Origin of the sequence: Fischerella thermalis PCC 7521 (genome assembly GCF_000317225.1) — a bacterium.
GTDB lineage: Bacteria > Cyanobacteriota > Cyanobacteriia > Cyanobacteriales > Nostocaceae > Fischerella > Fischerella thermalis.
On the sequence record NZ_AJLL01000089.1, the window covers coordinates 79,253 to 105,077 of the forward strand.

The 25,825-nt window shown below is 43.0% G+C and carries 20 protein-coding genes and 1 pseudogene; 13 read left to right on the top strand and 8 right to left on the bottom strand.

Annotated features, from left to right (window positions below):
• Positions 1 to 58: 58 nt before the first annotated feature.
• The 5 genes and pseudogenes from UYK_RS0118565 to ald all read right to left on the bottom strand — a co-directional run bounded on the left by UYK_RS0118565 (position 59) and on the right by ald (position 3,866).
• On the bottom strand, positions 59 to 1,159 hold the full coding sequence (locus UYK_RS0118565) for a Get3/ArsA fold putative tail anchor-mediating ATPase NosAFP (RefSeq protein ID WP_009453889.1): 1,101 nt from the start codon (positions 1,157 to 1,159) through the stop codon (positions 59 to 61).
• Between the two features lie 110 nt (positions 1,160 to 1,269).
• Positions 1,270 to 1,464: a cytochrome b6f subunit PetP gene (gene petP, locus UYK_RS0118570; RefSeq protein WP_009453891.1), complete on the bottom strand. Its 195-nt coding sequence runs from the start codon at positions 1,462 to 1,464 to the stop codon at positions 1,270 to 1,272.
• Between the two features lie 194 nt (positions 1,465 to 1,658).
• Entirely contained in the window at positions 1,659 to 2,009 is a 351-nt protein-coding gene (locus tag UYK_RS0118575; RefSeq protein WP_016871920.1) for a class I tRNA ligase family protein, read from the bottom strand.
• Between the two features lie 90 nt (positions 2,010 to 2,099).
• Positions 2,100 to 2,402: pseudogene (locus tag UYK_RS27370) on the bottom strand (class I tRNA ligase family protein); the annotation flags it as partial.
• Between the two features lie 375 nt (positions 2,403 to 2,777).
• Complete coding sequence (gene ald / locus UYK_RS0118585; RefSeq protein WP_009453899.1) at positions 2,778 to 3,866, bottom strand: alanine dehydrogenase; 1,089 nt, start codon at positions 3,864 to 3,866, stop codon at positions 2,778 to 2,780.
• A gap of 343 nt (positions 3,867 to 4,209) precedes the next feature.
• On the opposite strand from ald, the gene UYK_RS25815 reads away from it, so the two are divergent.
• The 12 genes from UYK_RS25815 (at position 4,210) to UYK_RS0118660 (ending at position 21,979) form a co-directional block, all read left to right on the top strand.
• A complete protein-coding gene (locus UYK_RS25815) occupies positions 4,210 to 4,383 on the top strand; it encodes a CAB/ELIP/HLIP-related protein (RefSeq protein WP_009453905.1) in 174 nt (57 codons plus the stop codon).
• A 465-nt stretch (positions 4,384 to 4,848) separates the two neighbouring features.
• The gene (locus tag UYK_RS0118600) at positions 4,849 to 5,145 is read left to right on the top strand and encodes a hypothetical protein (protein WP_009453907.1); all 297 of its coding nucleotides are present in this window, start codon (positions 4,849 to 4,851) and stop codon (positions 5,143 to 5,145) included.
• Between the two features lie 147 nt (positions 5,146 to 5,292).
• Positions 5,293 to 6,375 carry a WD40 repeat domain-containing protein gene (locus tag UYK_RS0118605; RefSeq protein ID WP_016871925.1) on the top strand — a complete coding sequence of 361 codons (1,083 nt, stop codon included), beginning with the start codon at positions 5,293 to 5,295 and terminating at the stop codon, positions 6,373 to 6,375.
• 159 nt (positions 6,376 to 6,534) lie between these two features.
• On the top strand, positions 6,535 to 7,038 hold the full coding sequence (locus UYK_RS0118610; protein ID WP_009453914.1) for a 2TM domain-containing protein: 504 nt from the start codon (positions 6,535 to 6,537) through the stop codon (positions 7,036 to 7,038).
• A 951-nt stretch (positions 7,039 to 7,989) separates the two neighbouring features.
• A complete protein-coding gene (purL, locus tag UYK_RS0118620) occupies positions 7,990 to 10,359 on the top strand; it encodes a phosphoribosylformylglycinamidine synthase subunit PurL (RefSeq protein ID WP_009453915.1) in 2,370 nt (789 codons plus the stop codon).
• 183 nt (positions 10,360 to 10,542) lie between these two features.
• Positions 10,543 to 12,045 (top strand): amidophosphoribosyltransferase, encoded by a 1,503-nt coding sequence (gene purF / locus UYK_RS0118625; RefSeq protein WP_009453916.1) that lies wholly within the window; start codon positions 10,543 to 10,545, stop codon positions 12,043 to 12,045.
• A 462-nt stretch (positions 12,046 to 12,507) separates the two neighbouring features.
• Positions 12,508 to 13,305: a nitrate ABC transporter permease gene (gene ntrB / locus UYK_RS0118630; RefSeq protein ID WP_009453917.1), complete on the top strand. Its 798-nt coding sequence runs from the start codon at positions 12,508 to 12,510 to the stop codon at positions 13,303 to 13,305.
• A 138-nt stretch (positions 13,306 to 13,443) separates the two neighbouring features.
• Positions 13,444 to 14,247, top strand: a complete 804-nt coding sequence (locus tag UYK_RS0118635; RefSeq protein WP_009453918.1) for an ABC transporter ATP-binding protein — start codon at positions 13,444 to 13,446, stop codon at positions 14,245 to 14,247.
• Positions 14,248 to 14,517: 270 nt separating this feature from the next.
• Entirely contained in the window at positions 14,518 to 15,822 is a 1,305-nt protein-coding gene (locus tag UYK_RS0118640) for a CmpA/NrtA family ABC transporter substrate-binding protein (RefSeq protein ID WP_009453919.1), read from the top strand.
• A gap of 742 nt (positions 15,823 to 16,564) precedes the next feature.
• Positions 16,565 to 17,728, top strand: coding sequence for an MFS transporter (locus UYK_RS0118645; protein WP_016871928.1), 1,164 nt, complete (start codon positions 16,565 to 16,567; stop codon positions 17,726 to 17,728).
• Positions 17,729 to 17,998: 270 nt separating this feature from the next.
• The gene (locus UYK_RS0118650; protein ID WP_009453922.1) at positions 17,999 to 19,207 is read left to right on the top strand and encodes an RNA-guided endonuclease InsQ/TnpB family protein; all 1,209 of its coding nucleotides are present in this window, start codon (positions 17,999 to 18,001) and stop codon (positions 19,205 to 19,207) included.
• A gap of 90 nt (positions 19,208 to 19,297) precedes the next feature.
• Positions 19,298 to 21,979 (top strand): cation-translocating P-type ATPase, encoded by a 2,682-nt coding sequence (locus tag UYK_RS0118660; protein ID WP_016871929.1) that lies wholly within the window; start codon positions 19,298 to 19,300, stop codon positions 21,977 to 21,979.
• A 90-nt stretch (positions 21,980 to 22,069) separates the two neighbouring features.
• Here the strand turns inward: UYK_RS0118660 and UYK_RS0118665 are convergent, their stop codons facing one another.
• Positions 22,070 to 23,221, bottom strand: coding sequence for a substrate-binding domain-containing protein (locus UYK_RS0118665; protein WP_016871930.1), 1,152 nt, complete (start codon positions 23,219 to 23,221; stop codon positions 22,070 to 22,072).
• A 188-nt stretch (positions 23,222 to 23,409) separates the two neighbouring features.
• Between UYK_RS0118665 and UYK_RS0118670 the strand changes: the two genes are divergently transcribed.
• The gene (locus UYK_RS0118670) at positions 23,410 to 23,619 is read left to right on the top strand and encodes a TOBE domain-containing protein (protein ID WP_016871931.1); all 210 of its coding nucleotides are present in this window, start codon (positions 23,410 to 23,412) and stop codon (positions 23,617 to 23,619) included.
• Positions 23,620 to 23,794: 175 nt separating this feature from the next.
• Here UYK_RS0118670 and UYK_RS0118675 read toward each other — a convergent pair whose 3' ends face one another.
• Positions 23,795 to 24,967, bottom strand: coding sequence for an MFS transporter (locus UYK_RS0118675; protein ID WP_016871932.1), 1,173 nt, complete (start codon positions 24,965 to 24,967; stop codon positions 23,795 to 23,797).
• Positions 24,968 to 25,017: 50 nt separating this feature from the next.
• Positions 25,018 to 25,824, bottom strand: coding sequence for a molybdate ABC transporter substrate-binding protein (modA, locus tag UYK_RS0118680; RefSeq protein ID WP_016871933.1), 807 nt, complete (start codon positions 25,822 to 25,824; stop codon positions 25,018 to 25,020).
• Position 25,825: the final 1 nt, after the last annotated feature.

Consider the following 25,825-nt stretch of genomic DNA (forward strand, 5'->3'; position numbering starts at 1 on the left):
TAATTGGTAATTTGGTGGTTTTCCCATTACCCATTACCGATTACCCATCACCTCTTGCCTAAAACGAGATTATCAAATAATTATTTTGGAACTTAGCACCAGTAACAGGTCTACCACTCAAGGCGGGAGGTAGGAAAATATTCCGCCTTTGGTCTCCAGCTTCAATAGTCACTTCTGGCCCGTATTGAGTGAGTTTGACCTGTTTTTTATCAAATCCAGGCAAAAATAAGCTTACCTTGTGTTCTTGGATGTTAATTTCAATCGGTTTGGGAGCCTGTACCGCTTGTTCTACAAAATTTGGTAGAGCATCAATCAGGGCTTGCCAATCTTCTGTTTTGACATCTGGAACCACACTCACATGAAGGGGAGTAAATTGCTCGGAAACTTGGACAGTTCTGTCATTAGATACAAGGATAATGCCACCCACGGTTAAACCAACTAGTTGGGCGCTACCCCAGAGATAGCGCACAGAAGCAATTTCAACAGGATCATTGCTTGTCACCAAAAAAGCAGCAACTTTTTTAGGATCCGCGAGAGCGGCTCTACCCTTGTCTAAAAAGTTGTGAACTTGGTTAGTAGGTTGGGCGAAGTTATCCGATGTCCAGTTGATATTGAAAAAAGTGCTAATTAGCGGTTGAATCAAGGGCGATTCGGAGATTGCTTTACCGAGATCGGAATTGACAAACAATTGCCGGAATCGCCGCACGTACCAACTGAGAAATTCTGGCATCCCGAACATTCGCAAAGTCGAGGTGTCGCCATTGCCATCGTAGACGATCGCGTCATATTTGCCGCTTTCGTAGTACTCGCGGATGGCGTTGAGGACAAGGGCGCTGTCCATCCCCGGTAATACTGATAGTTCTTGACCATAAACCTCTTTGAGGATGGGCGTTTTAAGATATTGTGCTTCCAGTTTTTTCACATCCTCCCAACTACGTTCTAGTAGTACAGAAGTCTGAAACTGAACAACGTGCAAATTAGCAGCAATTTCTTGGGGGTCAGAACCAATAGGAATACCCAACAAGATTTGCAATGCTGGCTCTGCACTCCCAGCTAAAAGTACGCGCTTTCCTTGGCTTGCCAATTGTTTGGCAGCGGCAATCGCTACTTTTGTTCTAGCACTGCCGCTTTTGCCCAAAAATGTCAATATCAGGGCCATTACTTGATTCCTATTTTTTACCGCCGATTTTTCAACTCCAACTTAGCACTCGGCTGATTTGAGTAGCTTCCTTCTCTAGTTCAGCACTTAGAGGACAGGCTTTTGATCACTTACTGTACTAGTTTGAGTTCATCTTCAAAAAACCAAGTGGAAAAATTATCATCAAATTTGACCACGATGCCAACACTGCTACCATCGGTCATTTTGTAACCTTCGATAGTACCGATTTGTCCTAGTCTTTTAACAATAGGAGCAGGTACGCGATCGCGCAAACGAAGAACCTTTACTTTTTGTCCGATTTCCATGCCAACTCACAATGCAATAAACCAAAACTCAGTGTACCGGAATCCGGTGTCCTGTGGGAGATGGGGACCGGTGAGTTCCCCATCAGTCCACCTCCCCATTACTAGAAATTTTCTGGAGAGTGACTCTCAACTGTATATCGTTGATGTTCACACAGGTGTTGTAGCACGCCTCCTTGATCTGCGCAAACCGAATCTCAAGGAGCCATAGGAGCCATGAGTTTAGCAACAATCACCATCGTCTCGTAAAGGGTTTTGTAAGCTGAGAGTTTATCGCCATCATTTTCCGACTTCCAGAAACGGCGACGATTGCGACGCACATACCAGTTAGAGAGATCGTTGACTACGAAGTCGCGAATAGCCCGGCTAGCACTGGTGGGATCGTAAGCTTCTAATCGCTCAGTTACATCTCGGATCAGTACATTCACCTTGGACACCAACCAGCGATCGATCTCAGGACGCTCCGAGACAGGAACATCCTGTTGCAAATCTGGCTGGTCGAGGTTGGCATAAAGCACTAGGAAACTGTAAGTATTCCATAGTGTCATCAAAAAATCGCGTAAAGTATCTTCAACAAGTCCCTGGGAGAAGCGCTTAGTATTCTCTGGTGGACTGGTGCTGTAAAGATACCACCGCAGTGCATCGGCTCCTTGAGCATCCAAGACAGTCCAAGGGTTGACTGTATTTCCCTTGGACTTAGACATCTTCTCGCCTTTTTCATCCACAATGTGTCCCAGGACGATCGCATTTTAGAAGGCAGGGGAATCCTGAGCGATATGAGCCAGAGAACCGCCAGTATCTGTAAGCAAAGTAGCAAGAGCATGTAGGCTATAAAACCAGCCCCGTGTCTGATCGATCGCCTCACATATATAATCAGCAGGAAAATTCCCAGCCACCACCTCCTGATTTTCAAAGGGATAGTGCCATTGAGCATAGGGCATAGCTCCCGACGGAACCCTTGGGAAAGGTCTTCTCCCTCCGGTACATACCCCTGTAAAAGAGGCTGATAGCGAAGTCCAACCAGTGCTTCCCCTGTAAAAATTTTCAGCCTTCGATAATTCCCCTCTCCGAAGACTTCCTCAGCAAGACTACTAGCAAGAATGTAGAGGTCTGTTTGTGAGCGATCGCCTGCTTGAGGTGGTGCTGCAAACAGCCCATACATAGCGTCTGCCCTCACAGCCAGAGCAACGTTAGCAGGGAGAGTCCAAGGAGTAGTAGTCATATTTTACATTTCTTCTTTGTGTCTTAGTGTCTTGGTGTTTCAAAAATGCTTTTTTACCACCAAGGCACAAAGACACCAAGACGAGGGCTAGCTCCTAAACTAAGTCAGGAAACACTTCTTGTACAGCCGGATGCACCAAGCGATGATTCTGCACGTTGACACCTTTGGCTAATGCAGGGTTATTTTTTAGCGCCTCCATTCCCTGGTTTGCTAATTGCACCACGTATGGTAAAGTACTGTTATTAAGTGCCTGAGTTGCTGTCCAAGGAACTGCCCCTGGCATGTTAGGAACGCCGTAGTGCAATACACCTTCTTCAACATAGACAGGTTTGGTGTGAGATGTAGGATGCACAGTTTCTATGCAGCCGCCTTGGTCAACTGCCACATCGGCAATGACTGACCCTGGTTGCATTTGTTTGACTAATTCACGAGATACGAGAATTGGTGCTTTTCGTCCTGGTACAAGAACTGCACCGATCAGGAGATCTGCTTCGCGAACTGCCGCTTCAATGTGAGCAGAATTACTGTAAAGTAGTTCTACTCGTGAGCCGAAAAGGGTTTCTAAGTAGCTCAAGCGTTCTACATTCACATCCAGAATTTGAACGCTGGCTCCCATGCCGACGGCAATTTTAGCGGCTTCTGTGCCAACTACACCACCGCCTAAAACTACCACTCTGCCTGGTTTAACGCCAGGTACTCCACCCAAAAGGACACCTCTACCCCCTTGTTGCCGTTCTAAAAATCTTGCTCCGAACTGTACTGCTAAGCGCCCAGCAATGACGCTCATGGGTGTCAGTAGAGGTAACCTGTTTGTGCCAGGTTGTTCCACTGTTTCATAGGCGATCGCACAGACGCCACTATTAATTAAATGCTCGGTCAAATCCCGATGAGCCGCTAAGTGTAAATAAGTAAATAGAACCTGCTCTTTTTGCAAAAATTTATACTCAGTAGCTAGGGGCTCTTTGACTTTTACCACTAACTCGCGATTCCAAGCGGCTTCTGGTGTTGGGACTATTTCTGCGCCGGAATTTCTGTAGTCATCATCTGTAAATCCAGCACCTTCACCGGCTTGAGTTTCTACAAAGATATTGTGACCACTTTCTTTGAGTACCCTAACACTAGAGGGACTCAAACCAACTCGAAACTCTTGGTCTTTAGTTTCTTTGGGAACACCTATATCCATTCACTGCCCCTAATTAATTTAATTTTTGTTTAGCTTTAGTTTGTCAGTCTTATCCCTGGTATGTTGAATCCAAAAATACGAATTTACCTGAGTTTGCCCTGATATCACCAATTTAACATTGACTCCATTTTGGGATCGGGGACTATGGGGAGTGTGGGGAGAATAATATAGCAACTAATTCCCCCTTCCCTGATCTCGTATATGGACTTGACGATTTTCTGAGTATTTCTAAAATATATTAAGAATAATAAAAAAATGTAAAACAGTAGTTGAGCTACACAGCTCAATATGCTTTACCACAAAAGTGTAGTAATTTACATTTCCCAACAAAAGGATTTTTCAAATGATGACACAATCACAACCCAGCGTCACCCCTAAGCTAGAAGAGCCAAAATTTGGATTTAATGAATATGCTGAGCGCTTGAATGGCCGAGCTGCAATGATTGGCTTTATTCTGATGGTGTTGATTGAATACTTCACCGACAAGGGTGTCCTATCATGGCTAGGTCTGAAGTAAATTGCATAAAAGTACTAATGTACTACTTTGAATTAAATGATAAAGCGATACGGTTCAGTTAAGGTTTTACTCTAACCTTTGGAGGTGCGAGTCTGAAAATAATTGATTTGTCTTGGTGTTTTAGTGTCTTGGTGTCTTGGTGGTGAAAAAGATCATCTTGAAACCACCAAGACACTAAGACACAAAGAGTACTAACGAACTGTGTTGAGTGATAAATGAAGATTTCAACCAGTTGGATATTCCAGCTGGTTTTCTTATCTGAACAACAAAAGGCTTCTTTAATAAAAGTCAGGGTTCTATGGCTGTTCGGAAAACCCCCCAGAAGTGGTTTGCTGTAATACTCTCGTTTAAGAAATAAATATAATATTATGATGTAAATGTAAAACTTAGCTCTGAGCGCTAAATGTAGATTAATATTTTTCAGTAAATTTACATAAAAGGTTAACTGAAATAAACCAAACTGTGATGAATGCTCTATTGCCTCGTTTTTTAAAGTCATCCTACCGGAAAGAACCGCTAATCAGCGTAGTGATTACGATGGGAGTGGTAGAAGCGCTTATCGGTGGATTTGACGATAAGTGGTCTTTGTTCGCTTTTGGTTTAGGAACAGCAGGAATAACGCTTTTAATAAAATTTTGGCTGCGTCAACGGCGTCGCCCTCTACCTGCTGAAGAGACTGTGGTGCAACATTATTTACCTTCACGCTCTTCGAGTCCGACTTTACCAATGCTGAGTATTGCTAAGAAGAAACCACCCCAGTAGAGTTTAAGTTTAAAATTTTATATTCAAGATTAGAAGATTCGCGCAGCATCGCTAAATTTATGGTTTTCACTCTTGTGGAGTTTTTTTTCTTGACTTACAAAAGAAAGTAAGTCTGAGGCGATCGCTCGTAGTTCTAATCAAAAATATATGGGTAATAGTTATAGTGAAGTGTTTGACAAAATCCTAAATATCAGATTAAAAATTTCCTTTGCAACTAAGCTTAGTATAGCAGGTGCTGTGGCGATCGCTTCCTTGGTACAAATACCACTTGTAAATCCTGCAACTGTTGAAGCCAGACCAAATCCTGAAACTAGCCACAACTTTTTTCAACCCCAGCGAATTTATACCTTTAAAAATCATTCAGGAAGCATTAAATCCCTGACCTTCAGTCCCGATAGCAAAACTTTGGTGAGTGGAGGTTCACACAACGATGGTGTAATTCGCCTGTGGAGTATCAAAAATGGCGATATCATAGGAACCATTCGCAAGGCTCAGAAAACAGCTGTCGAATCTGTGCTGATTTCACCAGATGGTCAAACTTTGGCTAGCTGTAGTAACGATTACACTGTTAATCTTTGGAATCTCAAAACTAACAAATTTACTCGTTCCTTCATCGGTCACACTAGCAACGTTCTATCTTTAGCTGCAACTCCTGATGGAAAAATTCTCGCTAGTGGTGGTTTAGATGGTATTCGCCTCTGGGATTTGGTGAAAAAGCGTCCCCTAGCTACTTTAGTACACTACAACAACATTTCTAAAATTACGATTAGTCCAGATGGTCAGATTCTCGCCAGTGGTGAGACTCGGGGTGTAGTCAAGTTATGGAACTTAAATTCTGGTCAACTCATCCGTCGGTTTTCCGCGCACACTCAAGTAGTCAGTGGTTTAGCTTTTACCCCAGATGGACAAACTTTAGTTACTGCTAGCCATGATGGCACTATTAAACTGTGGGATGCCAAAACAGGAGATTTCGCTGGTACTCTTACAGAAAACAACAATCCATTGAATCATAGTAATTGGATAAATGCCATTGCTATTAATCCCAATGGACGTATCTTAGCTAGTGGTGGGAAACAAGGTGTAGTACAATTATGGGATTTAACCACAGGAAAGTTACTGAATACACTTGAGGGACATACCGACTGGGTAAGTACGATCGCCTTTAGTCCCGATGGAAAGTTATTTGCTAGTGGCGGATATGACAAAAGAATTTTGGTTTGGCGCATTTAACGCATTCCCCACAACTGATTATCAATAACCAACAACCAAAACTAACCGTAGATTTGCTAGTCTAAGGATGTTGGCAAGTCCATTGCTGGCGATCGCACCATTCCGGAATCATTACTAAGTAAAAATACTAATAACTAAAGTAATAATAGAGACATGACCATGACAGCACCAGAAGATCGAGCCACCCGTTTTTACACTCAAGAAGATATACAGAAAATTCTACACTTGGCGATCGCCCGCCAAGCCAAAGACCAAGAAAAAGAATTTTCCTATGAACAACTTTTAGAAATTGCTACAGAATTAGAAATTCCCCCAGAAACCCTGAAACTAGCAGAACACGATTGGCAAATTACCCAAGGAGAAATACAGCAAAGACAAGCTTTTAACAATTATCGCATCGGAAGATTTAAAAAGCGCTTTGGTAAATTTACTATTGTCAACGGTGTTTTACTCTTAGTTGATCTAGTTGGTGGCGCAGGTCTATCTTGGTCACTGTATATTTTCCTATTTTGGGGACTAGGTGTAGCCCTTGATGCTTGGAATACTTTCCAAACCAAAGGCGAAGATTACGAAATGGCTTTCCAAAAATGGTATCGCCAGAATCAGATCAAACAAACTATTAACAGAGTAGTCAATAAATTCCTTAACGCATGGCAGAGTTAGGAGAAGGGAGGTGGGGAGTGTGTAGACGCGTAGCAGCTTAAGGTAAGGGTGGAGTATGAGGAGTATGAGGGGTAATAAACCACTAACCACTAACAACCAACAACCAACAACTAAGTATTTATAAACAAAAAGCCGACAGCCTTTGAGAAGACTGTCAGCAATTAGTGTGTTCCCTATTAATGACTCGGCTAGAGTTCAGTTGTCATTTATTCTCTGTGTTTAGCAATTGCAGGCATAGGATCTTAATCATGCATAATTGTGATTGTCATCACAAATTTACTTGAGTAAATCTTGTATTTAGCAGGATTTTTCCCTTTTAAAGCTGGATATCCTGGATTTTGATATGTGCTGGACTGCGTATTCAAAGAAATCCTTTAGTACAAGCGATCGCCGTCATAGTCTATGGTGTCGATACTTGCAAAAGGCTCAATAGCAAAACACCCTGTTCAGTTCAGAATCGTATCTTTTCAAAAGCTTAATTATGGGATGTTTACATAACAAACTTAGAGTTCAGGTTTGAGTGCTTGGTGAATCTAGTAAATATATATTATGAAATGCTGTTTATTTTTAGAACTCGTGAAAATATTGAAGTATTTTTTACGAAAATCAGGAAAAAATTTACGTATTTTTGCTGTTGACTAACAAAACTAGACCTCAATAGTCCTACGCTGACGCTCATGTCCGACTAATTGCTTACGACATAAAGCTTGGGCATCGGGTATTGGGCATTAGGCATGAGAAAATCATCATTATCTTAATTACCAATAACCCATTACCAACAAGAACGGACAATATTACTGTGAACCCCAAATTCCAGATTTTATTCCTTGATGGTACACGCCCCCTGAAAAATCTGTGGAGTCAATCCAAAATCCAAAATCCAAAATCGGTTGACAGGAACGGGACAGAAAATCGATACAATAATCCTTTGTTCCCTTGGTGCAAACTTCCATGACCAGCGCTTCCGAACCTCCTTTTTCTCCTCAAGAAATAGCATCTGAAGGACTTAAACTTGAAGAATACCAAGAAATAGTCCGGCGACTAGGGCGTCATCCCAACAAAGCTGAACTAGGTATGTTTGGGGTGATGTGGTCAGAGCATTGCTGTTATAAAAATTCTCGTCCTTTATTGAAACAGTTTCCGACCACAGGCGATCGCATCCTGGTGGGGCCTGGTGAAAATGCTGGTGTTGTAGACTTAGGTGATGGACTGCGACTGGCGTTTAAAATAGAATCTCACAACCACCCCAGTGCAGTCGAACCCTTCCAAGGAGCCGCCACTGGTGTTGGAGGCATTCTGCGTGATATATTTACAATGGGCGCGCGTCCCATTGCTGTTTTAAATTCTCTCCGCTTCGGCTCTCTGGAAGATCCCAAGACACAAAGGCTGTTTATCGGTGTGGTAGCAGGGATCGCTCACTATGGTAATTCTGTGGGAGTGCCCACCGTTGGCGGTGAAGTCTACTTTGATCCTGCCTACTCTGGCAATCCTTTGGTCAATGTCATGGCCCTGGGATTGATGGAAACACCCGAAATTGTGAAATCTGGGGCATCTGGTATTGGCAATCCGGTGCTTTACGTCGGTTCCACCACTGGACGCGATGGTATGGGGGGTGCAAGTTTTGCAAGTGCCGAACTCAGCGATGCATCAATGGACGATCGCCCGGCGGTGCAAGTCGGTGATCCCTTCCTGGAAAAGTCTTTGATAGAAGCTTGTCTGGAAGCCTTTAAAACAGGTGCTGTAGTTGCAGCCCAGGATATGGGTGCTGCTGGGATCACCTGTTCCACCTCCGAAATGGCAGCCAAAGGTGGTGTGGGTATTGAATTTGATTTAGATAAAGTACCTGTGCGCGAACTGGGAATGGTTCCCTATGAATATCTGCTTTCCGAATCTCAAGAGAGAATGCTATTTGTCGCCCAAAAGGGACGGGAACAAGAGTTAATCGATATTTTCCATCGTTGGGGACTTCATGCCGTTGTTGCTGGTACAGTGATTGCCGAACCAGTTGTCCGGATTCTGTTTCGAGGTAAAGTAGCAGCAGAAATTCCTGCTACAGCTTTGGCAGAAAATACACCTGTGTATAAGAGGGAATTATTAACAGAATCACCAGAATATGTGCGTCGAGCTTGGGAATGGACACCAAATTCTTTGCCCCCATGTACAACTGCTGGCATAGAAATTCAAGGAAAGTTGCGTACTTGGAATGATATTTTATTGATTTTGCTAGATAATCCTACGATTGCTTCTAAAAGCTGGATTTATCGCCAGTATGATCATCAGGTGCAGAACAATACAGTGATGTTACCCGGTGGTGGTGATGCTGCGGTGATACGTTTGCGTCCATTGGAACCCCCCCCTTCCCCCCCCGTAAACGCAGGGGGGAATAAAGCTGTTGCTGCTACAGTCGATTGCAATCCCCGCTACGTTTATCTTGATCCTTACGAAGGGGCGAAAGCCGTAGTCGCAGAAGCCGCACGCAATCTTAGCTGCGTCGGTGCAGAACCCCTGGCGGTGACTGATAACCTCAATTTTGGCAGCCCGGAAAAACCGATTGGTTATTGGCAATTAGCAGAAGCTTGTCGTGGTTTGGCAGAAGGTTGTCGGGAATTAGCAACTCCGGTAACTGGGGGTAATGTTTCTCTGTACAACGAGACTCTTGATTCTCAAGGAAATCCTCAGCCGATTTATCCAACTCCGGTCGTCGGTATGGTGGGGTTAATCCCCGATTTAAGCAAAATTTGTGGTCAAGCTTGGCAAGTAGCAGGTGATGTAATTTATCTTTTAGGACTATCAGAATCCAAAATTACCTTGGGTGCTTCGGAATATTTAGCTAGTATTCATGGCATTGTAGCTGGTAAACCACCACGGGTAGATTTTGACTGGGAAAGACGGGTACAAAAAGTGTGTCGTGAGGGAATTCGTCAAGGTTGGGTACGTTCAGCCCATGATTGTGCTGAGGGTGGTTTGGTAATTGCTCTGGCTGAGTGTTGTATTACGGGTAAAAGGGGCGCAGATATTAGCTTAAAGTTACCTCTAGATGATTCGCAACGTCTAGATGAAGTACTGTTTGGTGAAGGTGGTGGGCGGATTTTAGTTGCCGTAGCACCAGAACAACAAGAAATTTGGGAATCTTACTTACAGGAAAACCTTGGTCAAAACTGGCAAAAACTCGGTAAAGTTGGGAATTCCGAAATTGGCTTGCGGGTTTTATCCTCTGATGGTCAAACTTTAATCAACGCTAGGATTGAAGAGATGGGCGATCGCTACTTAAAGGCGATCGAAAGGCGTTTAGCCGTTTATACCAATACCCAAGAACGTTAAGTAATCTAAAGATGAATCAAATTTCATACTTTAGACACTTTACATTTCGCGCTTGATTAGCTTCCACGAAAATAATAATTACGCTACTGTTTTAGTAGATGGTTAACCATTTATTAATATTTTTGCATCCATCCATTTACATAATCCTAGTGATTTGACACCCTCATCAGGAGCCAAGCTAGCATGATTCCCACCCATCCCATCACTGCGGATGAGCAGCCTCTACCAACTAATAATCCAATGACTCATCAGGATACTCGACCAGATAAGCCAGAAGAAGCTTGTGGTGTTTTTGGCATCTATGCACCAGAAGAAGATGTTGCCAAACTTACTTACTTTGGTTTGTATGCTCTCCAACACCGGGGGCAAGAATCCGCTGGCATTGCTACTTTTGAAGGTGAACAAGTACATTTGCATAAAGACATGGGTTTAGTATCCCAGGTCTTCAACGAAGGAATTTTAAGCAACTTGCCTGGCCAGATGGCAGTTGGTCATACTCGCTATTCCACCACAGGTTCGAGTCGAAAAGTAAACGCCCAACCTGCCGTGGTTGATACTCGCTTAGGAACACTGGCACTAGCACATAATGGTAATTTAGTCAATACAATTCAGTTACGCCAAGAATTACTAGAGAATAACTGTAACTTGGTGACTACAACAGATTCTGAAATGATTGCTTTTGCGATCGCCCAAGAAATAGACGCTGGTCAAAATTGGCTAGAGGGCTGCATTAAAGCTTTTAGTCGTCTGAGTGGAGCCTTTAGTTTGGTAATTGGTACACCTGCTGGTTTGATGGGCGTTCGTGATCCCAACGGTATTCGTCCTCTGGTAATTGGTACTTTGGGAAGCGATCCGGTGCGTTATGTGCTTGCTTCTGAAACTTGCGGTTTAGATATTATTGGTGCTGAGTATCTGCGGGATGTAGAACCAGGTGAATTAGTCTGGATTACACAAGAGGGTTTGGCTTCCTACCACTGGAGTCAGCAGCAGCAACGCAAGCTGTGTATCTTTGAAATGATTTACTTCGCCCGTCCCGATAGTGTCATGCACAACGAAAGCTTGTACACTTACCGGATGCGGTTAGGGCGACAGCTAGCAACGGAGTCAATTGTAGACGCAGATATTGTCATTGGTGTTCCTGATTCTGGGATTCCTGCTGCCATTGGCTTTTCTCAAGCCTCCAGTATCTCCTATGCCGAAGGACTGATCAAAAATCGCTACGTCGGACGCACATTTATTCAGCCTACTCAAACCATGCGCGAATCAGGCATCCGCATGAAACTCAACCCCCTCAAAGATGTGTTGAATGGTAAACGAGTCATAATTGTCGATGACTCAATTGTCCGAGGAACTACTAGCCGCAAACTTGTCAAAACCTTGCGTGAAGCCGGGGCTAGAGAAGTACATATGCGAATTTCTTCGCCGCCAGTCACTCACCCTTGCTTTTACGGTATCGATACCGATAGTCAAGATCAGCTAATCGCAGCCACAAAATCAGTAGCAGAAATCACCAAGCAACTAGAAGTAGATAGCCTTGCCTATCTCAGTTGGGAGGGAATGCTGTTAGCGACGGGAGAAGATCCACAAAGTTTTTGTTCTGCCTGTTTCACAGGAGATTACCCCGTCACTGTACCGGAGCAGGTCAAAGCTTCTAAATTGATCTTAGAGAAAGCAGTCATGTCATAAATTAGGGTAAAAAATCTTTAAAGCACCTCAAAGCTTGAGGTGCTTTTTGATTAACCCACATTCCGCAGGTTAGTAAGATGCAGTGTGCTAAAAGCCGACAATCATTATCATATCAAGTCCGGCTAATTACTTACGATATTATTCTGATGCAGTTGGGCATTGGGCAAGAGATTTTTCCCATTACCCATTACCGGCCTTCACAGATATGATAAGTCTTCAAACGGACATGATATCAGATGAATCGACATGAAATTCTAGAATTGCCGTTTTTTTGTATCTGGATTAGATTATTGTTTTAATCTTCTGCAAAAATTTTTGCCATACAACCCGAAAATCGTTGTGATCAATGTGAAGTATGTAATTGACCAAGTTCAGCCTAGCAAAGACTAAAATGCCAATTATTACCACAATATCAGAACTATATTTTTACTTTTTTCTATCTATTCACCAAGGTGCTTACTAATGCTAAATACCAAAAAAATATTGCATTTACAAACACCTATTCAACAAATTTTTCCATCAATTTGTGGAATAATTGTATTTCTCACAATTTGGTATTTCCTCAGTCTGAGACCTGATACTTCACTTCCATCTCCCTTTGAGGTTGTAAATCACACTTGGGAATTGATTCGTAACCCATTTTTTAACAATGGTAGTTATAACAAAGGTATGTTTTGGCTCATCCTTGCCAGTCTCAAGCGAGTTGTTTTTGGTTACTTACTGGCGGCATTGGTGGGAATTCCAATTGGATTTCTCATTAGTTTGAATAGTTTTATGAGACAAGCGATCGACCCGATTATTCAGTGGTTGCGTCCTGTAGCGCCTCTGGCATGGTTGCCTTTAGCGCAAGCAATTTTTCTCAAGCCCAATCCCTCAGCTATCTTTGTTATCTTTATTACGGCAATTTGGCCGATTATCCTGAACACTGCTTTAGGTGTACAGCTAATTCCCAAAGACTACCTGAATATTTCCAAGATATTAGAATTCTCTATATTTGAAAGCTTTTTCAAAATTCTTCTACCTGCAACCATGCCCTACATTTTTACTGGATTAAGGGTTGCCCTTGGTTTATCTTGGTTAGCGGTAGTAGCTGCTGAGATGTTGTTATCTGATGATGGACTTGGCTTTTTTATTGTTAATGCTTACAACAACTCTGACATTGATGAAATCATCTTGGCAATTATTTATTTAGGTGGAGTTGGGTTGATACTTGATCGGATGATGGCATATATATCCTCTCGAGTAACTCCGCAAGAGTAATACCCTAAATTGGATTTTAGATTTTGGATTGTTAAACATTTATTGAATAAGTGTTTCAGATTTCCATCTGTCGCAATCATTTTTCAATTTGGTGTATTTTTTGCCTTAAAAGATCAATTTCGTTATATATAAGCTACTATGTCTATTTTTGTAGAAATTCGGGATCTATCTAAAGAATTTCGCTCACCGGAAGGTGGCAGACATGCTGTACTCACAGATGTCAACTTGGAAATTAAGCAAGGAGAATTTGTTTGTCTGATTGGTCATTCTGGTTGTGGCAAATCCACCTTGTTGAATATCGTCGCTGGTTTAGAAAAAGCTTCACGGGGTCAGGTATTAGTTGACGGTCAATTAGTCAAACGACCGGGACGCGATCGCATGATGATGTTCCAAAACTATTCTCTGCTTCCTTGGTTAACGGCTTGGGAAAATGTGGCGATCGCAGTAGATAAAGCAATGTCCCACAAATCCAAAGCCGAACGCCATCGCATAGTTGCAACCTACCTGGAAATGGTCGGTTTAAAGGATGCAGCGCGCAAGAAACCCAGACAACTTTCTGGTGGGATGAAACAACGAGTAGCACTAGCACGGGCCTTAGCAATTAAACCAAAGCTGTTGCTATTAGATGAGCCATTTGGAGCCTTGGATGCACTGACTCGCAGTTCTCTACAAATAGAGTTAATGCAAATTTGCGAGCAAAATCATATTACGGCAATTATGGTTACTCATGATGTTGATGAAGCATTGCTACTCTCTGATCGGGTAGTGATGTTAAATACTGCTGCTAGTGTTTCGGTAGGGCAAATTTTACACGTACCTTTTGCTCGTCCCCGTATTGCCGCAGAGATGATTGATAGTCCTGATTATTCTGCACTACGTCACGAACTCTTGCAATTTCTACATCAACAACATCAAGCTAGGTATTTAGCAGGACTTACGTAAAAATTGCCAAAAAGCTTAATTTTTTAACCGCCAAGATGCCAAGAACGCCAAGGATTTATAGAGCTTGCGTAAGTCCTATTTAGTACTAAATTATACTTGATATTAGATAAAACGGTGATAAAAGTTATGTTTTAGAAATCGTAGATGCGCTCATAGGCTTCCCGCAGGGTACACCGATGGACACCGATGGGTACGGATAGATAAATCGCTGTGTTGATGTCATATGTTGGTGTTTTGTTCTCTAAAGTTGAAATATTAAAGTAATTTTCTATGGCAAAGTTTTCTAGACGCCGATTTATTGCAGCTGGTGGCGCAGCTGTTTTGACTCACACTTTAATTAATCGTTCTTCTACTACGATTGCTACCCATTCTGCTCCCAGTGTTCATATCGGTTACAGCGACACCCCAGAAGTGACATCTGTAAAACTAGGGTTTATCCCTGTAACTAGCTGTTGTCCTTTGGTTATTGCTAAAGCAAAGGGCTTTTTTGCCAAGTACGGAATGCCAGATGTGCAAGTTATCAAACAACCTTCTTGGGCAGTTATACGGGATAAACTCATGCTTGGTTCAGCCGATGAAGGAGTAGACGGCGCTCATTTGCTGTTCCCGATGGTCTATCTTATGGCTACTGGTGAGATTAGCTACGGTCGCAAAATTCCCATGTACATCCTAGCTCGGTTGAATGTGAATGGACAGGGTATTTCTGTTGCCAATAGTTACAAAGCCTTGAATCTGAGTTTGGATAGTTCTCCTCTCAAATCAGTATTTGCTCAAAAGAGTTTGAAAGGAGATACGATGCGCTGTGCAGTTCCCTTTCGACGGGTGACTGGGGACTTTTTTATGCGTTGGTGGCTGGCGTATGGTGGTATTGATCCTGATAAGGATGTTTCGATTATTGTTGTACCGCCTCCGCAAATGGTTGCTAATATGCGTGGTGGTACAATGGAAGCTTTTTGTGTGGTAGATCCTTGGCATCAGCGCCTAGTAAAACAAGGAATAGGCTACTCCACATTAACCAGTGGAGAGTTGTGGAACAATCATCCAGAAAAAGCCTTTGCTATGCGTGCTGACTGGGTAGATAAACATCCTAAAGCTGCAAAAGCACTCTTAGCTGCTGTGATGGAGGCGCAAATGTGGTGCGATCGCCCTGAAAATAAGGAGGAGATGTTTCAAATTCTCTCCAAACGAGAATGGATAGGAGTAAGTAGTGATGTCATTCGTGATCGGTTGATAGGCAAATTTGATTATGGGAATGGACGTGTTGTTGAAAATAGTCCCCACAGGATCAAGTTTTGGCAAGAAAACGCATCTTACCCCTACAAAAGCCATGATTTATGGTTTTTAATCGAGGATATGCGTTGGGGAAACCGTTCACCAGACTTTGAAACCAAACCTCTGATCAATGCTGTCAACCGGGAGGATTTATGGCGGGAAACAGCTAAATTTATCGGTCAAGCAGCAGCGATTCCAGCAAGTACATCACGAGGAATAGAAAAATTCTTTAATGGTTTAGAGTTCGATCCAGAGAATCCCCAAGTATATCTGAATGCACCAACAATCCAACAAAGATTTTAAGACTAACGTGAGTACAATCTAGTATATAATAGAAAATGCGATCGCTTCTGGAATCAGTGCTAGGGCTACTACAGTACCAGCTAGGATATCTGCTTTAGTATTGGAGAACCATTCTCGCTTCAAAACTGTTGTGTTCAAGTTGTCCTCTGTGATTTAGTGGTGAAATTTAGGTATACAGCCTATTAGCCAACTCTTACACTCGGTGGATTAGTTGAGGATTAGAAGCATGACAATTCACAAATGCAATCAGATAGTGTCAAGGGTTTAAAACCCCTGAATCACTCTTTAATCCACCACTATATTGCTAAAGTTTATGCCAATAATTTACATACATTAATTCAGGTTGTAATCTATGTGTGGTTTGTATACTCTACAAACTGTTTTGGCATTTACTTTTAGTTAAAAGCTGACTCAATACAGATGGCTATGTGACTGGTTTGTTGTACCGATAAAAACATTACCTGATTTTATAGATGAATAAATGTAGCTTAAAACCAAGTAATTACAACACAAATATATTGATGTTAGCCTTCTGGATATACACTTATTACTTGAGTTGCAGAGTTGAATGTTAAGAAATCTGTGATAAAAATAGCCCAAAATATTGTAAATCCTGGCCGAAGGATTAAAGTAAATTGATTGATAATGATTATAAATTCATTTCCCAAGGATTTCTACCCTTTGAATCTGTTGCCGAATGGTAAAGAATTGATATTACTAAAATCCATACTAGGCAAAAACAATGGCACAGAAAAATGCGGCGCTGAAGTTTGTAATTTTACTAGGGGTAGTTAGTCTTTGTGCCGATGCCACTTATGAAGGGGCGCGTAGTATTACAGGAGCATTTTTAGGAACACTGGGAGCTAGTGGTACAGTTGTGGGGCTAGTTGCTGGCTTGGGTGAATTAATTGGTTATGGGTTACGCCTAGTCACGGGATATCTGAGCGACCAGACACGTAAATACTGGGGAATGACTACGCTGGGATACTTTATCAATACCGCAGCAGTGCCACTTTTAGCTCTGGCGGGACGTTGGGAAGTTGCAGCAGGGCTGATGATTACGGAGCGTACAGGCAAAGCGATTCGCACACCACCGCGAGATGTGCTCCTGTCTCATGCTGCTATGCGGGTGGGTAGAGGCTTAGGCTTCGGCTTGCATGAAGCAATGGATCAAATTGGTGCAGTGCTGGGGCCACTGATGGTTGCAGCAATGCTGTATTTACAGAAAGGATATCAAGGGGGCTTTGCTATTCTCGTGATCCCAGCAGTTTTGGGATTGGTTATTCTGCTTGTCGGACAAAGGATTTATCAGAATCCGCGTGAATTTGAACCTAAAGCATTGGATTTGAAAACAGAAGGGCTACCGCAAATCTTCTGGATTTATCTGGCGGCGATCGCTTTGGTGGCAGCTGGCTATGCAGACTTTCCTTTGATCGCCTTTCACTTTCAACAGGCGAGTATTGGTAGCCAAGACCAAATTCCTCTGTTTTACGCCTTGGCGATGGGCGTAGATGCGATCGCTGCTTTAGCATTTGGACGTTGGTTCGACCGGATTGGGTTTACGAGTTTGACCTTAGCAGTGCTTTTATCCTCTGTGTTTGCTCCCCTTGTCTTTTTGGGAAATTCCGTGATGGCATTGGTGGGTATGGTGTTATGGGGAATTGGTATGGGGGCGCAAGAATCGATTATGAAGGCTGCGGTAACTGGTATGGTACCAGCAGACAAACGCGGATCTGCGTTTGGTATCTTCAACACAGGTTATGGCTTGGCTTGGTTTGGTGGCAGTGCTTTGATGGGAATTTTATACGACCAATCGGTTAACACATTGGTTCTGTTTTCAGTCGTCATTCAACTCGTTGCTATTCCTATCTTGCTGCTAGTTCAAAGGCAGATTCATCGGGTTTGAAATTCAAAAACCGATACCTGTTAAGCTCTGTAAATTCTCAAGGTTCTTTCTTAGATTGAACAGCAAGAAGCCTCACACTTACCGCGATAGCGGAAGTGTTGAGATGAATTGCGCGTGAGTTGACGACAGTTATGCGACCAAATTCTTCCGCAGGAAGAACAGGGAGCAGAACATGGAGGAAACGTAGCTTGCTTCCCGTTCGCGCAGCGTCCCGGAGGGAAGGGTACAAATCTTATGTTATCTTTTATAGCAAACGTAGTTCACTCTAATATGTTAAGAGTCGTCAAAGTCAGGTTATATCCAGATGTCCAACAACAGCAGTCACTAGCGCAAGCTTTTGGCAGTTGTCGTTGGCTTTGGAATTATTGTCTGAACTTGATGAACCAAACATATAAGGAGACTGGTAAGGGGTTATCTGGATATGAAGTTAAAAAGATAATCCTTCAGTTAAAGAAAGAACATGAATGGCTGACAGCAACCTATTCGCAATGTTTACAGCAGGTGTGCTTGAATCTTGGCGTGGCTTTCAATAACTTCTTTGAAAAAAGAGCTAAATATCCTAGATTCAAATCAAAGCATGGTAAGCAGTCAATACAATACCCTCAAAATGTTAAAGTTGCTGATAATTATTTAAGTCTGCCCAAAATAGGCGACGTATCAGCAACAATTCATAAACCCATTGAGGGAAAAGTTAAAACTGTAACCATATCTAAAAACTGTTCCAATCAATACTTTGCGGCTATTTTGTTTGATGATGGCAAAGACAAACCTTCTGCAAATACAGACGGCAAGGCAATAGGTATTGATTTGGGGCTAACTCACTTCGCTGTTACCAGTGATGGGTCAAAGTTTGATAATCCTAGAATACTGAACAAGCATGAGAAGAATTTAAAACTTAAACAGCAACAATTATCTAGAAAACAGAAAGGTTCTAATAACCGTATCAAAACTAGAAAAAAAGTTGCTAGAGTCCATAGAAAAATAACTAACTGTCGTGAGGATTTTCTGCACAAGCTATCGCGTAGGATAGTTAACGAAAACCAAGTAATTGTGCTTGAAAATCTCAACGTTAAAGGCATGATGCAGAACCATAAACTAGCCAAGTCTATACATCAAGTTGGTTGGGGTATGTTCTGTACAATGCTTAAATACAAGGCAGAAATGGAAGGGAAAATTTATCTTGAAGTTGATAGATTTTTTCCCAGTTCAAAAACCTGCCATGTGTGCTTGAACCAAGTTGGTAGTTTGCCGCTAGATGTAAGATTCTGGACTTGTGAAAACTGCCAAACTAGGCATGACAGGGATATCAACGCAAGCATTAACCTCAGAGATGAGGGACTACGAATTTTGACCTCTGGAACGGGGGATAAAGCCTGTCGCCCAGATGTAAGTCGAAGTAAGGGAGGACGAAAGAAATCCACTACTGCGCTTTCTGTTGGGCAGGAAGCCTACACTGTACCGCAAGGTCAGTGTAGGTAGTTCACTTCAGGAAATGGTTGTAGGTGGCATTGTCATTCAAGAAACAGTGAATGTAGTTCATCATGCACCCATAACTAATCTTCCAGGCTTATGAGTAACTGGCACCAAATCGATGCAATACAAGTTGCACAAAACTTAGGCACGATTGACTTCTACGGTTTGAGTCAAGAAGAAGTCAACCGTCGTCTGGCACAGTTTGGGGTAAATGAGTTAGCAGAACGCCCTGGTAAAACTTCCTGGCAGATTCTTTGGGAGCAATTTACTGCCACAACCGTTCTTGTCTTGATAGTGGCAGCAGTGATTTCCGGAATTTTGGGCGACTACAAAGACACGATCGCCATCTTAGCAATTGTAGTATTCAATGCCCTTTTAGGATTCAATCAAGAATATCGCGCCGGCATGGCCTTTGCAGCATTGAAAAAGTTAGCTGTGCCTACAGTTAGAGTGTGTCGTCAAGGGCATTGGGAACAAATCATCGCCCGGAAATTAGTGCCTGGGGATTTAATACTGTTAGAAGCTGGAGATTTAGTACCTGCGGACTGCCGTTTGCTGGAGAGCATTAATTTGAGAGTGCAGGAATCTGCTTTTACTGGAGAATCAGAATCTGTTGAGAAGAACAGCCTGCCTGTAGAAGGTGCTGATTTGGCATTAGGCGATCGCCATAATATGGTTTACATGGGTACAGTCATCACCTCCGGGCGAGGACGGGCAGTGGTCACAGAAACGGGGATGAACACGGAGTTGGGTAAGATTGCCCACGCCATGCAAACCGTAGAGCAAGAATCCACTCCCTTACAACGGCGGCTAGATCAATTAGGTCGGAAATTGGCGATCGCATCTCTGGGACTAGTCGCTATCATTTTAGTCTTGGGCTGGCTACGAGGTGAGACAATTAATGTATTAATTCTGACTGCGGTTAGTTTAGCAGTAGCAGTGATTCCAGAGGGGCTGCCTGCTGTGGTCACGATAGCCCTAGCCATTGGCTCGCGGCGAATGTTGAAACGACACGCCCTGATTCGCAAACTGCCTGCGGTGGAAACCCTTGGTTCAGTCACCACGATTTGCTCAGATAAAACAGGCACACTGACCCAGAACCGCATGACTGTTGTTGTCCTAGATGTAGCAGATCAGCATATTGATTTGCCAGCCAACCCACAGCAACCTATACCTTTACAGCCTGCACTGGATCTACTCCTCACAGCCGTTACCTTGTGCAACAATGCCATGCTGTCTAGCCGTGATGCAGTAGATACTGCCAACTCTTTTGGAGATCCCACAGAAATTGCCCTTTTAGTTGCTGCTACCCATTTTGGGATGCAAAAAGCCCAACGAGAGCAGGAATTTCCCCGAATTGCGGAACTTCCCTTCGACTCAGACCGCAAATGTATGACCACAATTCATGAGTCTAGGAATCCAGACCTTTGGGGGTTAGCAGATTATCCTTATATCGCCTTTACCAAAGGAGCTTTCACAATTCTCATAGAACTTTGTCACGAAGTTTGGGTGAATGGACAGACCCAATTACTTGATGCAACATGGCGCGAACGAATTGAAACAGCTCATCATCAGTTAGCCGCAACAGGCACACGGGTATTAGTTGTTGCCTGTCGTTTGTTAGAAATATTACCAGAGACTATTGCTGCCGCAGAGATAGAACAGAATTTGATTTTCATTGGCATCGTCGGGATGATTGACCCCATCCGTCCCGAAGCGAGAATGGCTGTGCAGACTTGTCAGCAAGCAGGAATTCGCCCGGTAATGATTACAGGCGATCATCCGCTAACGGCAAAGCACATTGCTGAAGAACTGGGAATTTCCAACGGTCAAGTCCTCACAGGTCAACAGTTAAACCAGTTGACGCTTTCAGAATTGGAAAGCCGTGTAGAATCGGTTTCAGTGTATGCTCGTGTGTCTCCCCAGCAAAAATTGAAGATTATTGAGGCACTGCAAGACCGGGGACACATCGTTTCCATGACGGGCGATGGTGTCAATGATGCTCCAGCCCTGAAGAAAGCGGACATTGGTGTGGCAATGGGGATTACGGGTACTGATGTTGCTAAAGAAGCGGCTGATATGGTGCTACTGGATGATAACTTTGCTACCATTGTCGCGGCAGTGGAAGAAGGACGGGTAATCTACGACAATATCCGCAAGTTTCTTAAATACAGCATGACAGGTAATGCCAGTGGTGTCTGGATCATGTTATTAGCTCCCCTATTGGCAATGCCCTTACCTCTGCTACCTTTGCAAATTCTCTGGATTAACTTGTTGGCAGATGGACTTTTAGCACTAGCACTCAGCGTTGAGCCTGCGGAACGTAACACCATGCAACGCCCGCCCTACCGTCCCAATGAGAATATCTTTGGTCGGGGTGTAGGGAGAGATATCATCTGGGTAGGACTACTGATGGGGGTTGTGTTTTTGCTGCTGGGCTACGAGTATTGGTCAACTGCCCAAGCTAATTGGCAAACAATGGTATTTGTAACCTTGGCTTTTTCTCGGATGAGCTTGGCTTTGGGGATGCGATCTAATCTCGACTCGCTATTTAACATTGGCCTTGGGAGTAACAAACCCATTTTAGGGGCAGTGGCGTTGACTTTTATTTTGCAACTTGCAGTTGTGTATATTCCTTGGCTGCGATCGCTTTTCCAAACTCAGCCATTGTCTACTAGAGACTTGGTTCTCTCTTTGGCGATTAGTACCGTTGGTTTTTGGGCAATTGAACTTGAGAAATGGGTGATTCGTCGTCGTGCTAAGAGTAGGCTTGGGTAATGACATTGCTGATTTAGAAATGAATTTGTCTCACGCATTCGACGTTCGCCAGGGGCGAAAATTGTATTTCTGCCTTCTGCCTTTCTTCGGTCAGCGATCGCGATTTCTACCAGCCTCTACTGTCGCTACTACCTCCCCCGTCAAGTTGGTATCATAACCACCAAGTGCTTGCAGTTGTGAAATCACCTGTCGATGTCCCAAAGTACCGAGTAATTGTTGTACAGGTGCTTCTTCTAAATATTGCTTGAGAATTACTAAGTCATATCGTGACTGATGTAAGGGAATAAATTCTAGTCCAAAAGCAGTAGCGATGGATGCTGAACTCACGCCTGCATCGGCTTTTCCAGTAGCTACAGCCAATGCTACATCTTGATGTCCGCTAACAACTTGATTAAATCCTTGTACGGCAGTAAAAGATATTTTTTCCTCTTGAAGTTTCCTGTCTAGTAACTCCCGACTACCAGAACCCTGTTCGCGGTTAACTATCCTCACCCCAGGTTGTGCTAAGTCAGCAATGGTTTTTAATTGCTTGGGATTTCCCGGTTGTACTAAAAGTCCTTCTTCCCAAACACCAAGGTTAATCAGCACTGCTGCTCGATCTTTTAGTACACGATACACAAAGGGCGTATTATGCTCCCTTGTTTCTGGACAGTATAGGTGCATCCCCGCGATGTGAACTTCACCCCGACATAAGCGTTCTAAGGCCGCCATACTGTTAGCGAAAGTTAGGTGTACCCGTAATTCTGGGTGCCAGCGTTCGGCGGCTCTTGCCCATAGAGAAAGTGCGGGCGAACAACCAGCCAAAACTACGGTGTTGTACAATTTTTTGGGGTCATCTAAAAGTTTGACCAGAACAGTATCCATTAAAGACAAGTGATTTGCCGCACCATCAGCAGGAATCATCTCAGTGCGAAAGGCATCTGTACCAATTAGAGGATGTGCCACCCATCGTCCCCCTACCCGTGCCAAAATTACTCGCAATTCCTGCCCCACTGGTAAATTTTGAGCAGGTAAAGCCTCAATTTCTGGTAAATCTTCCTCTAGCCAAAACAAGTCTTCTACTTGGCAACCAAGAGCTTTCGCCAAACGTAAGGAAATTGTGGTCGAGGGAGCATACTGTCCTGACTCTACGCCACTAATAGTCTGACGAGTCACCCCAGCTAAGTTAGCCAAATCCTGTTGGTTCATACCCAAGCGGGTTCTGATTTGTTTTAAGTTATTACGAAGAACTTCCTGTTTCACTAAATCTTAATTATTGTTTTTCTACTGTGATGTCCTTACTTAACTTAGCCTAACAGTTCTTGCCGCAATCAATCTCAGAGCCGATTCAATCAGGTATACATTACATTGTGCTAATATACTTGCTCAATTTGGGTAAAATATTGTCTGTCAGTACACATAGTACTTTCCTCATTACTTAGGAGTAAGACATGAAAGTTAGTGCGCGTAATTCTCTCAAGGGCAAGGTGAAGCAAATTACACCTGGATCTGTCAATGCAGAAATTGTAATTGAGATTGCCCCTGGAGTTGAAGTTACCTCGATTATTACCAAGTCTTCTTGCGAAAATCTGGGTTTAGAAGTAGGTAAAGAAGTCTATGCGATTGTCAAGGCAACTGATGTGTTGATTGGTGTTGATTAATAATTAGCAATTTTTCCTGAATGAGCTAGCTCTTTTCACAAAAGGAGAAATTAATATTATTCTCTACGAGAGGCTTTGCAAACACAGAGTGTCTCGTAGAGAAAAAAGTTTTGAGACCACAATAAAATACTACTAGATTTTCAAAGGATAGCTGATTTAGATGCTTTGAATGCTTTCAAGGTCTAGATACATGGCGATTAACAAGCACCAGAATCGGTACAGCAACAAGCTGAATGATAATTGAAAATACAACCAGGGCGTTGATTGACCTATCGTACAAAATTCCCATCAAAGCACTACCCAAAAACCAGGACAAGCCATAGCCAGTGTTAAATATGCCAAAAGCAAAGCCACGTTTTTCAATGGGAACCATTGCGGCAACTGCGGCTTTTAAAATTGATTCTTGCGCTCCCATCCCTATACCCCACAACACAATTCCCAACAAGGCAAGATTGATGTTGCTCAAAAATACTAACGGTGCAAAAAGGGAAGATACAACAGCTGCCACAATTAAGATAGATATACCAAAGTGGTCAAATAAACGCCCAAACACCAGTGCGGCAATTCCATCAACTCCCATTGCTAAAGCATATAATAAGGGAATTGTATTGCCTGTGGCAACGGCTTTAGTTTGAAAATGATAGGCAATCAAGGGGAAATCTGCAAAACCCGCAGCCATAAGTCCTACAGCCCCTAAATAAATCCAGAATTTTCGCGGTAGTCCCTTTCCAGTTAGTTCAGAAGTTTGGTGTTCAAAATCACGAGGATTTGGATAAATTCTCTGTCCTATCAACAGCACAATCATCCCAACTATCGCAGGTACGATTAGAATTGCAAAACCGCCTTGATACCCGCCTTGATAATAAACTACCGCCGCTACAGCCAGTGGCCCCATCACTGCACCGATTTGGTCAAGTGCTTCGTGTAGCCCAAATCCGAAACCCCCTCCCAGTCTCAAAGCAGCATGGGACAGTAGCACATCTCTAGGCGGAGTACGAATTGCTTTGCCTGTGCGTTCACCAATCATCAACAAAGCCGCAATTTGCCAAGTTCCCGCTAAGGCTAAGAGTGGTACAACTGCGGTATTGAGTGCATAACCAATGGTAGTAATTCGCCAATATTTACGGGTTTGGTCGCTGAGATAGCCAATGAAAAGACGAAAACAATAGCCAATTAATTCTCCTAAACCTGCTACTAACCCAACTACAAAACCACTAGCCCCTAAAACTCCTAAATACGCGCCTGTAATGCTTCTTGCACCTTCGTAGGTAGCATCGGCACAGAGGCTAACTATACCCAAGATCACTATAAATTTGAGAGCAGATTTATCGGATTTACCCTGTGCCATAATTCAATTCTATCTTGCTAATTGTGTTGATTTTTGCTTACCGTAGGTGATCAAGAAGCTATACGAAATCCATATTTTGTAAATATGTTTTTGGCTGTATTGCTAAATAAAAACTGCACGTAAGTAATAGCCGCATTAGTATTTTGACTATTTTTTATAACTGCTACAGGAAAAATAGCTGGTGAGTGCAAGTTTTCTGGTATTGTCTGCACTACTTTGACTTGTTTTGATGTTCTGGCATCAGTAACCCAGACTATGCCAGCATCGACGTTGCCCGATGAGACATAACCTAAGACTTGACGCACAGTGTTACCAAATACAAGCCTAGATTTGATTTTCTCTGTAATGCCGACATTTTTAAAGATTTCTTCGGAATATTGGCCGATGGGTACACTTTTCGGATTACCAATGGCAATTCTTTTGACTTGGGATTTTGTCAAGTCTTGGAGGCTAGAAATCCCTTTAGAGGCTTTTGGTACGATCAGTACAATGCGGTTAGTTACCAAGTTGCGACGAGTATTATCCAGTAAAAGTCCTTTGGTTTCTAGAGCATCCATTTGTTTTGGGGCTGCGGAGATAAAAACATCTACAGACGCGCCACTTTCAATTTGCTGTTGTAAAGCACCAGAAGCACCTAAATTGTAGATAAGTTTAACATTGGGTTGTTGACGTTGGTAGATTTGTTTGATTTCCTGTAATGGTTCAGAAAGTGCGATCGCTGATGAAACAGTCAGAGATAATTGTTGTTGTGCTAGGGTGGGGGATGTATAAATTGCTGTTAGAATTGTGATGACTAAAGTGACGGCAAATAAAGCCATCCCCGCAAACAAGCGTTTGTGATTCGATGTCATATCCATT

Excerpts from the sequence above, each read along its gene's own strand:
- UYK_RS0118565 (WP_009453889.1), bottom strand. The coding sequence starts at position 1,159 with ATGGCCCTGATATTGACATTTTTGGGCAAAAGCGGCAGTGCTAGAACA.
- petP (WP_009453891.1), bottom strand. The coding sequence starts at position 1,464 with ATGGAAATCGGACAAAAAGTAAAGGTTCTTCGTTTGCGCGATCGCGTA.
- UYK_RS0118575 (WP_016871920.1), bottom strand. The coding sequence starts at position 2,009 with ATGACACTATGGAATACTTACAGTTTCCTAGTGCTTTATGCCAACCTC.
- ald (WP_009453899.1), bottom strand. The coding sequence starts at position 3,866 with ATGGATATAGGTGTTCCCAAAGAAACTAAAGACCAAGAGTTTCGAGTT.
- UYK_RS25815 (WP_009453905.1), top strand. The coding sequence starts at position 4,210 with ATGATGACACAATCACAACCCAGCGTCACCCCTAAGCTAGAAGAGCCA.
- UYK_RS0118600 (WP_009453907.1), top strand. The coding sequence starts at position 4,849 with ATGAATGCTCTATTGCCTCGTTTTTTAAAGTCATCCTACCGGAAAGAA.
- UYK_RS0118605 (WP_016871925.1), top strand. The coding sequence starts at position 5,293 with ATGGGTAATAGTTATAGTGAAGTGTTTGACAAAATCCTAAATATCAGA.
- UYK_RS0118610 (WP_009453914.1), top strand. The coding sequence starts at position 6,535 with ATGACAGCACCAGAAGATCGAGCCACCCGTTTTTACACTCAAGAAGAT.
- purL (WP_009453915.1), top strand. The coding sequence starts at position 7,990 with ATGACCAGCGCTTCCGAACCTCCTTTTTCTCCTCAAGAAATAGCATCT.
- purF (WP_009453916.1), top strand. The coding sequence starts at position 10,543 with ATGATTCCCACCCATCCCATCACTGCGGATGAGCAGCCTCTACCAACT.
- ntrB (WP_009453917.1), top strand. The coding sequence starts at position 12,508 with ATGCTAAATACCAAAAAAATATTGCATTTACAAACACCTATTCAACAA.
- UYK_RS0118635 (WP_009453918.1), top strand. The coding sequence starts at position 13,444 with ATGTCTATTTTTGTAGAAATTCGGGATCTATCTAAAGAATTTCGCTCA.
- UYK_RS0118640 (WP_009453919.1), top strand. The coding sequence starts at position 14,518 with ATGGCAAAGTTTTCTAGACGCCGATTTATTGCAGCTGGTGGCGCAGCT.
- UYK_RS0118645 (WP_016871928.1), top strand. The coding sequence starts at position 16,565 with ATGGCACAGAAAAATGCGGCGCTGAAGTTTGTAATTTTACTAGGGGTA.
- UYK_RS0118650 (WP_009453922.1), top strand. The coding sequence starts at position 17,999 with ATGTTAAGAGTCGTCAAAGTCAGGTTATATCCAGATGTCCAACAACAG.
- UYK_RS0118660 (WP_016871929.1), top strand. The coding sequence starts at position 19,298 with ATGAGTAACTGGCACCAAATCGATGCAATACAAGTTGCACAAAACTTA.
- UYK_RS0118670 (WP_016871931.1), top strand. The coding sequence starts at position 23,410 with ATGAAAGTTAGTGCGCGTAATTCTCTCAAGGGCAAGGTGAAGCAAATT.
- UYK_RS0118675 (WP_016871932.1), bottom strand. The coding sequence starts at position 24,967 with ATGGCACAGGGTAAATCCGATAAATCTGCTCTCAAATTTATAGTGATC.
- modA (WP_016871933.1), bottom strand. The coding sequence starts at position 25,824 with ATGGATATGACATCGAATCACAAACGCTTGTTTGCGGGGATGGCTTTA.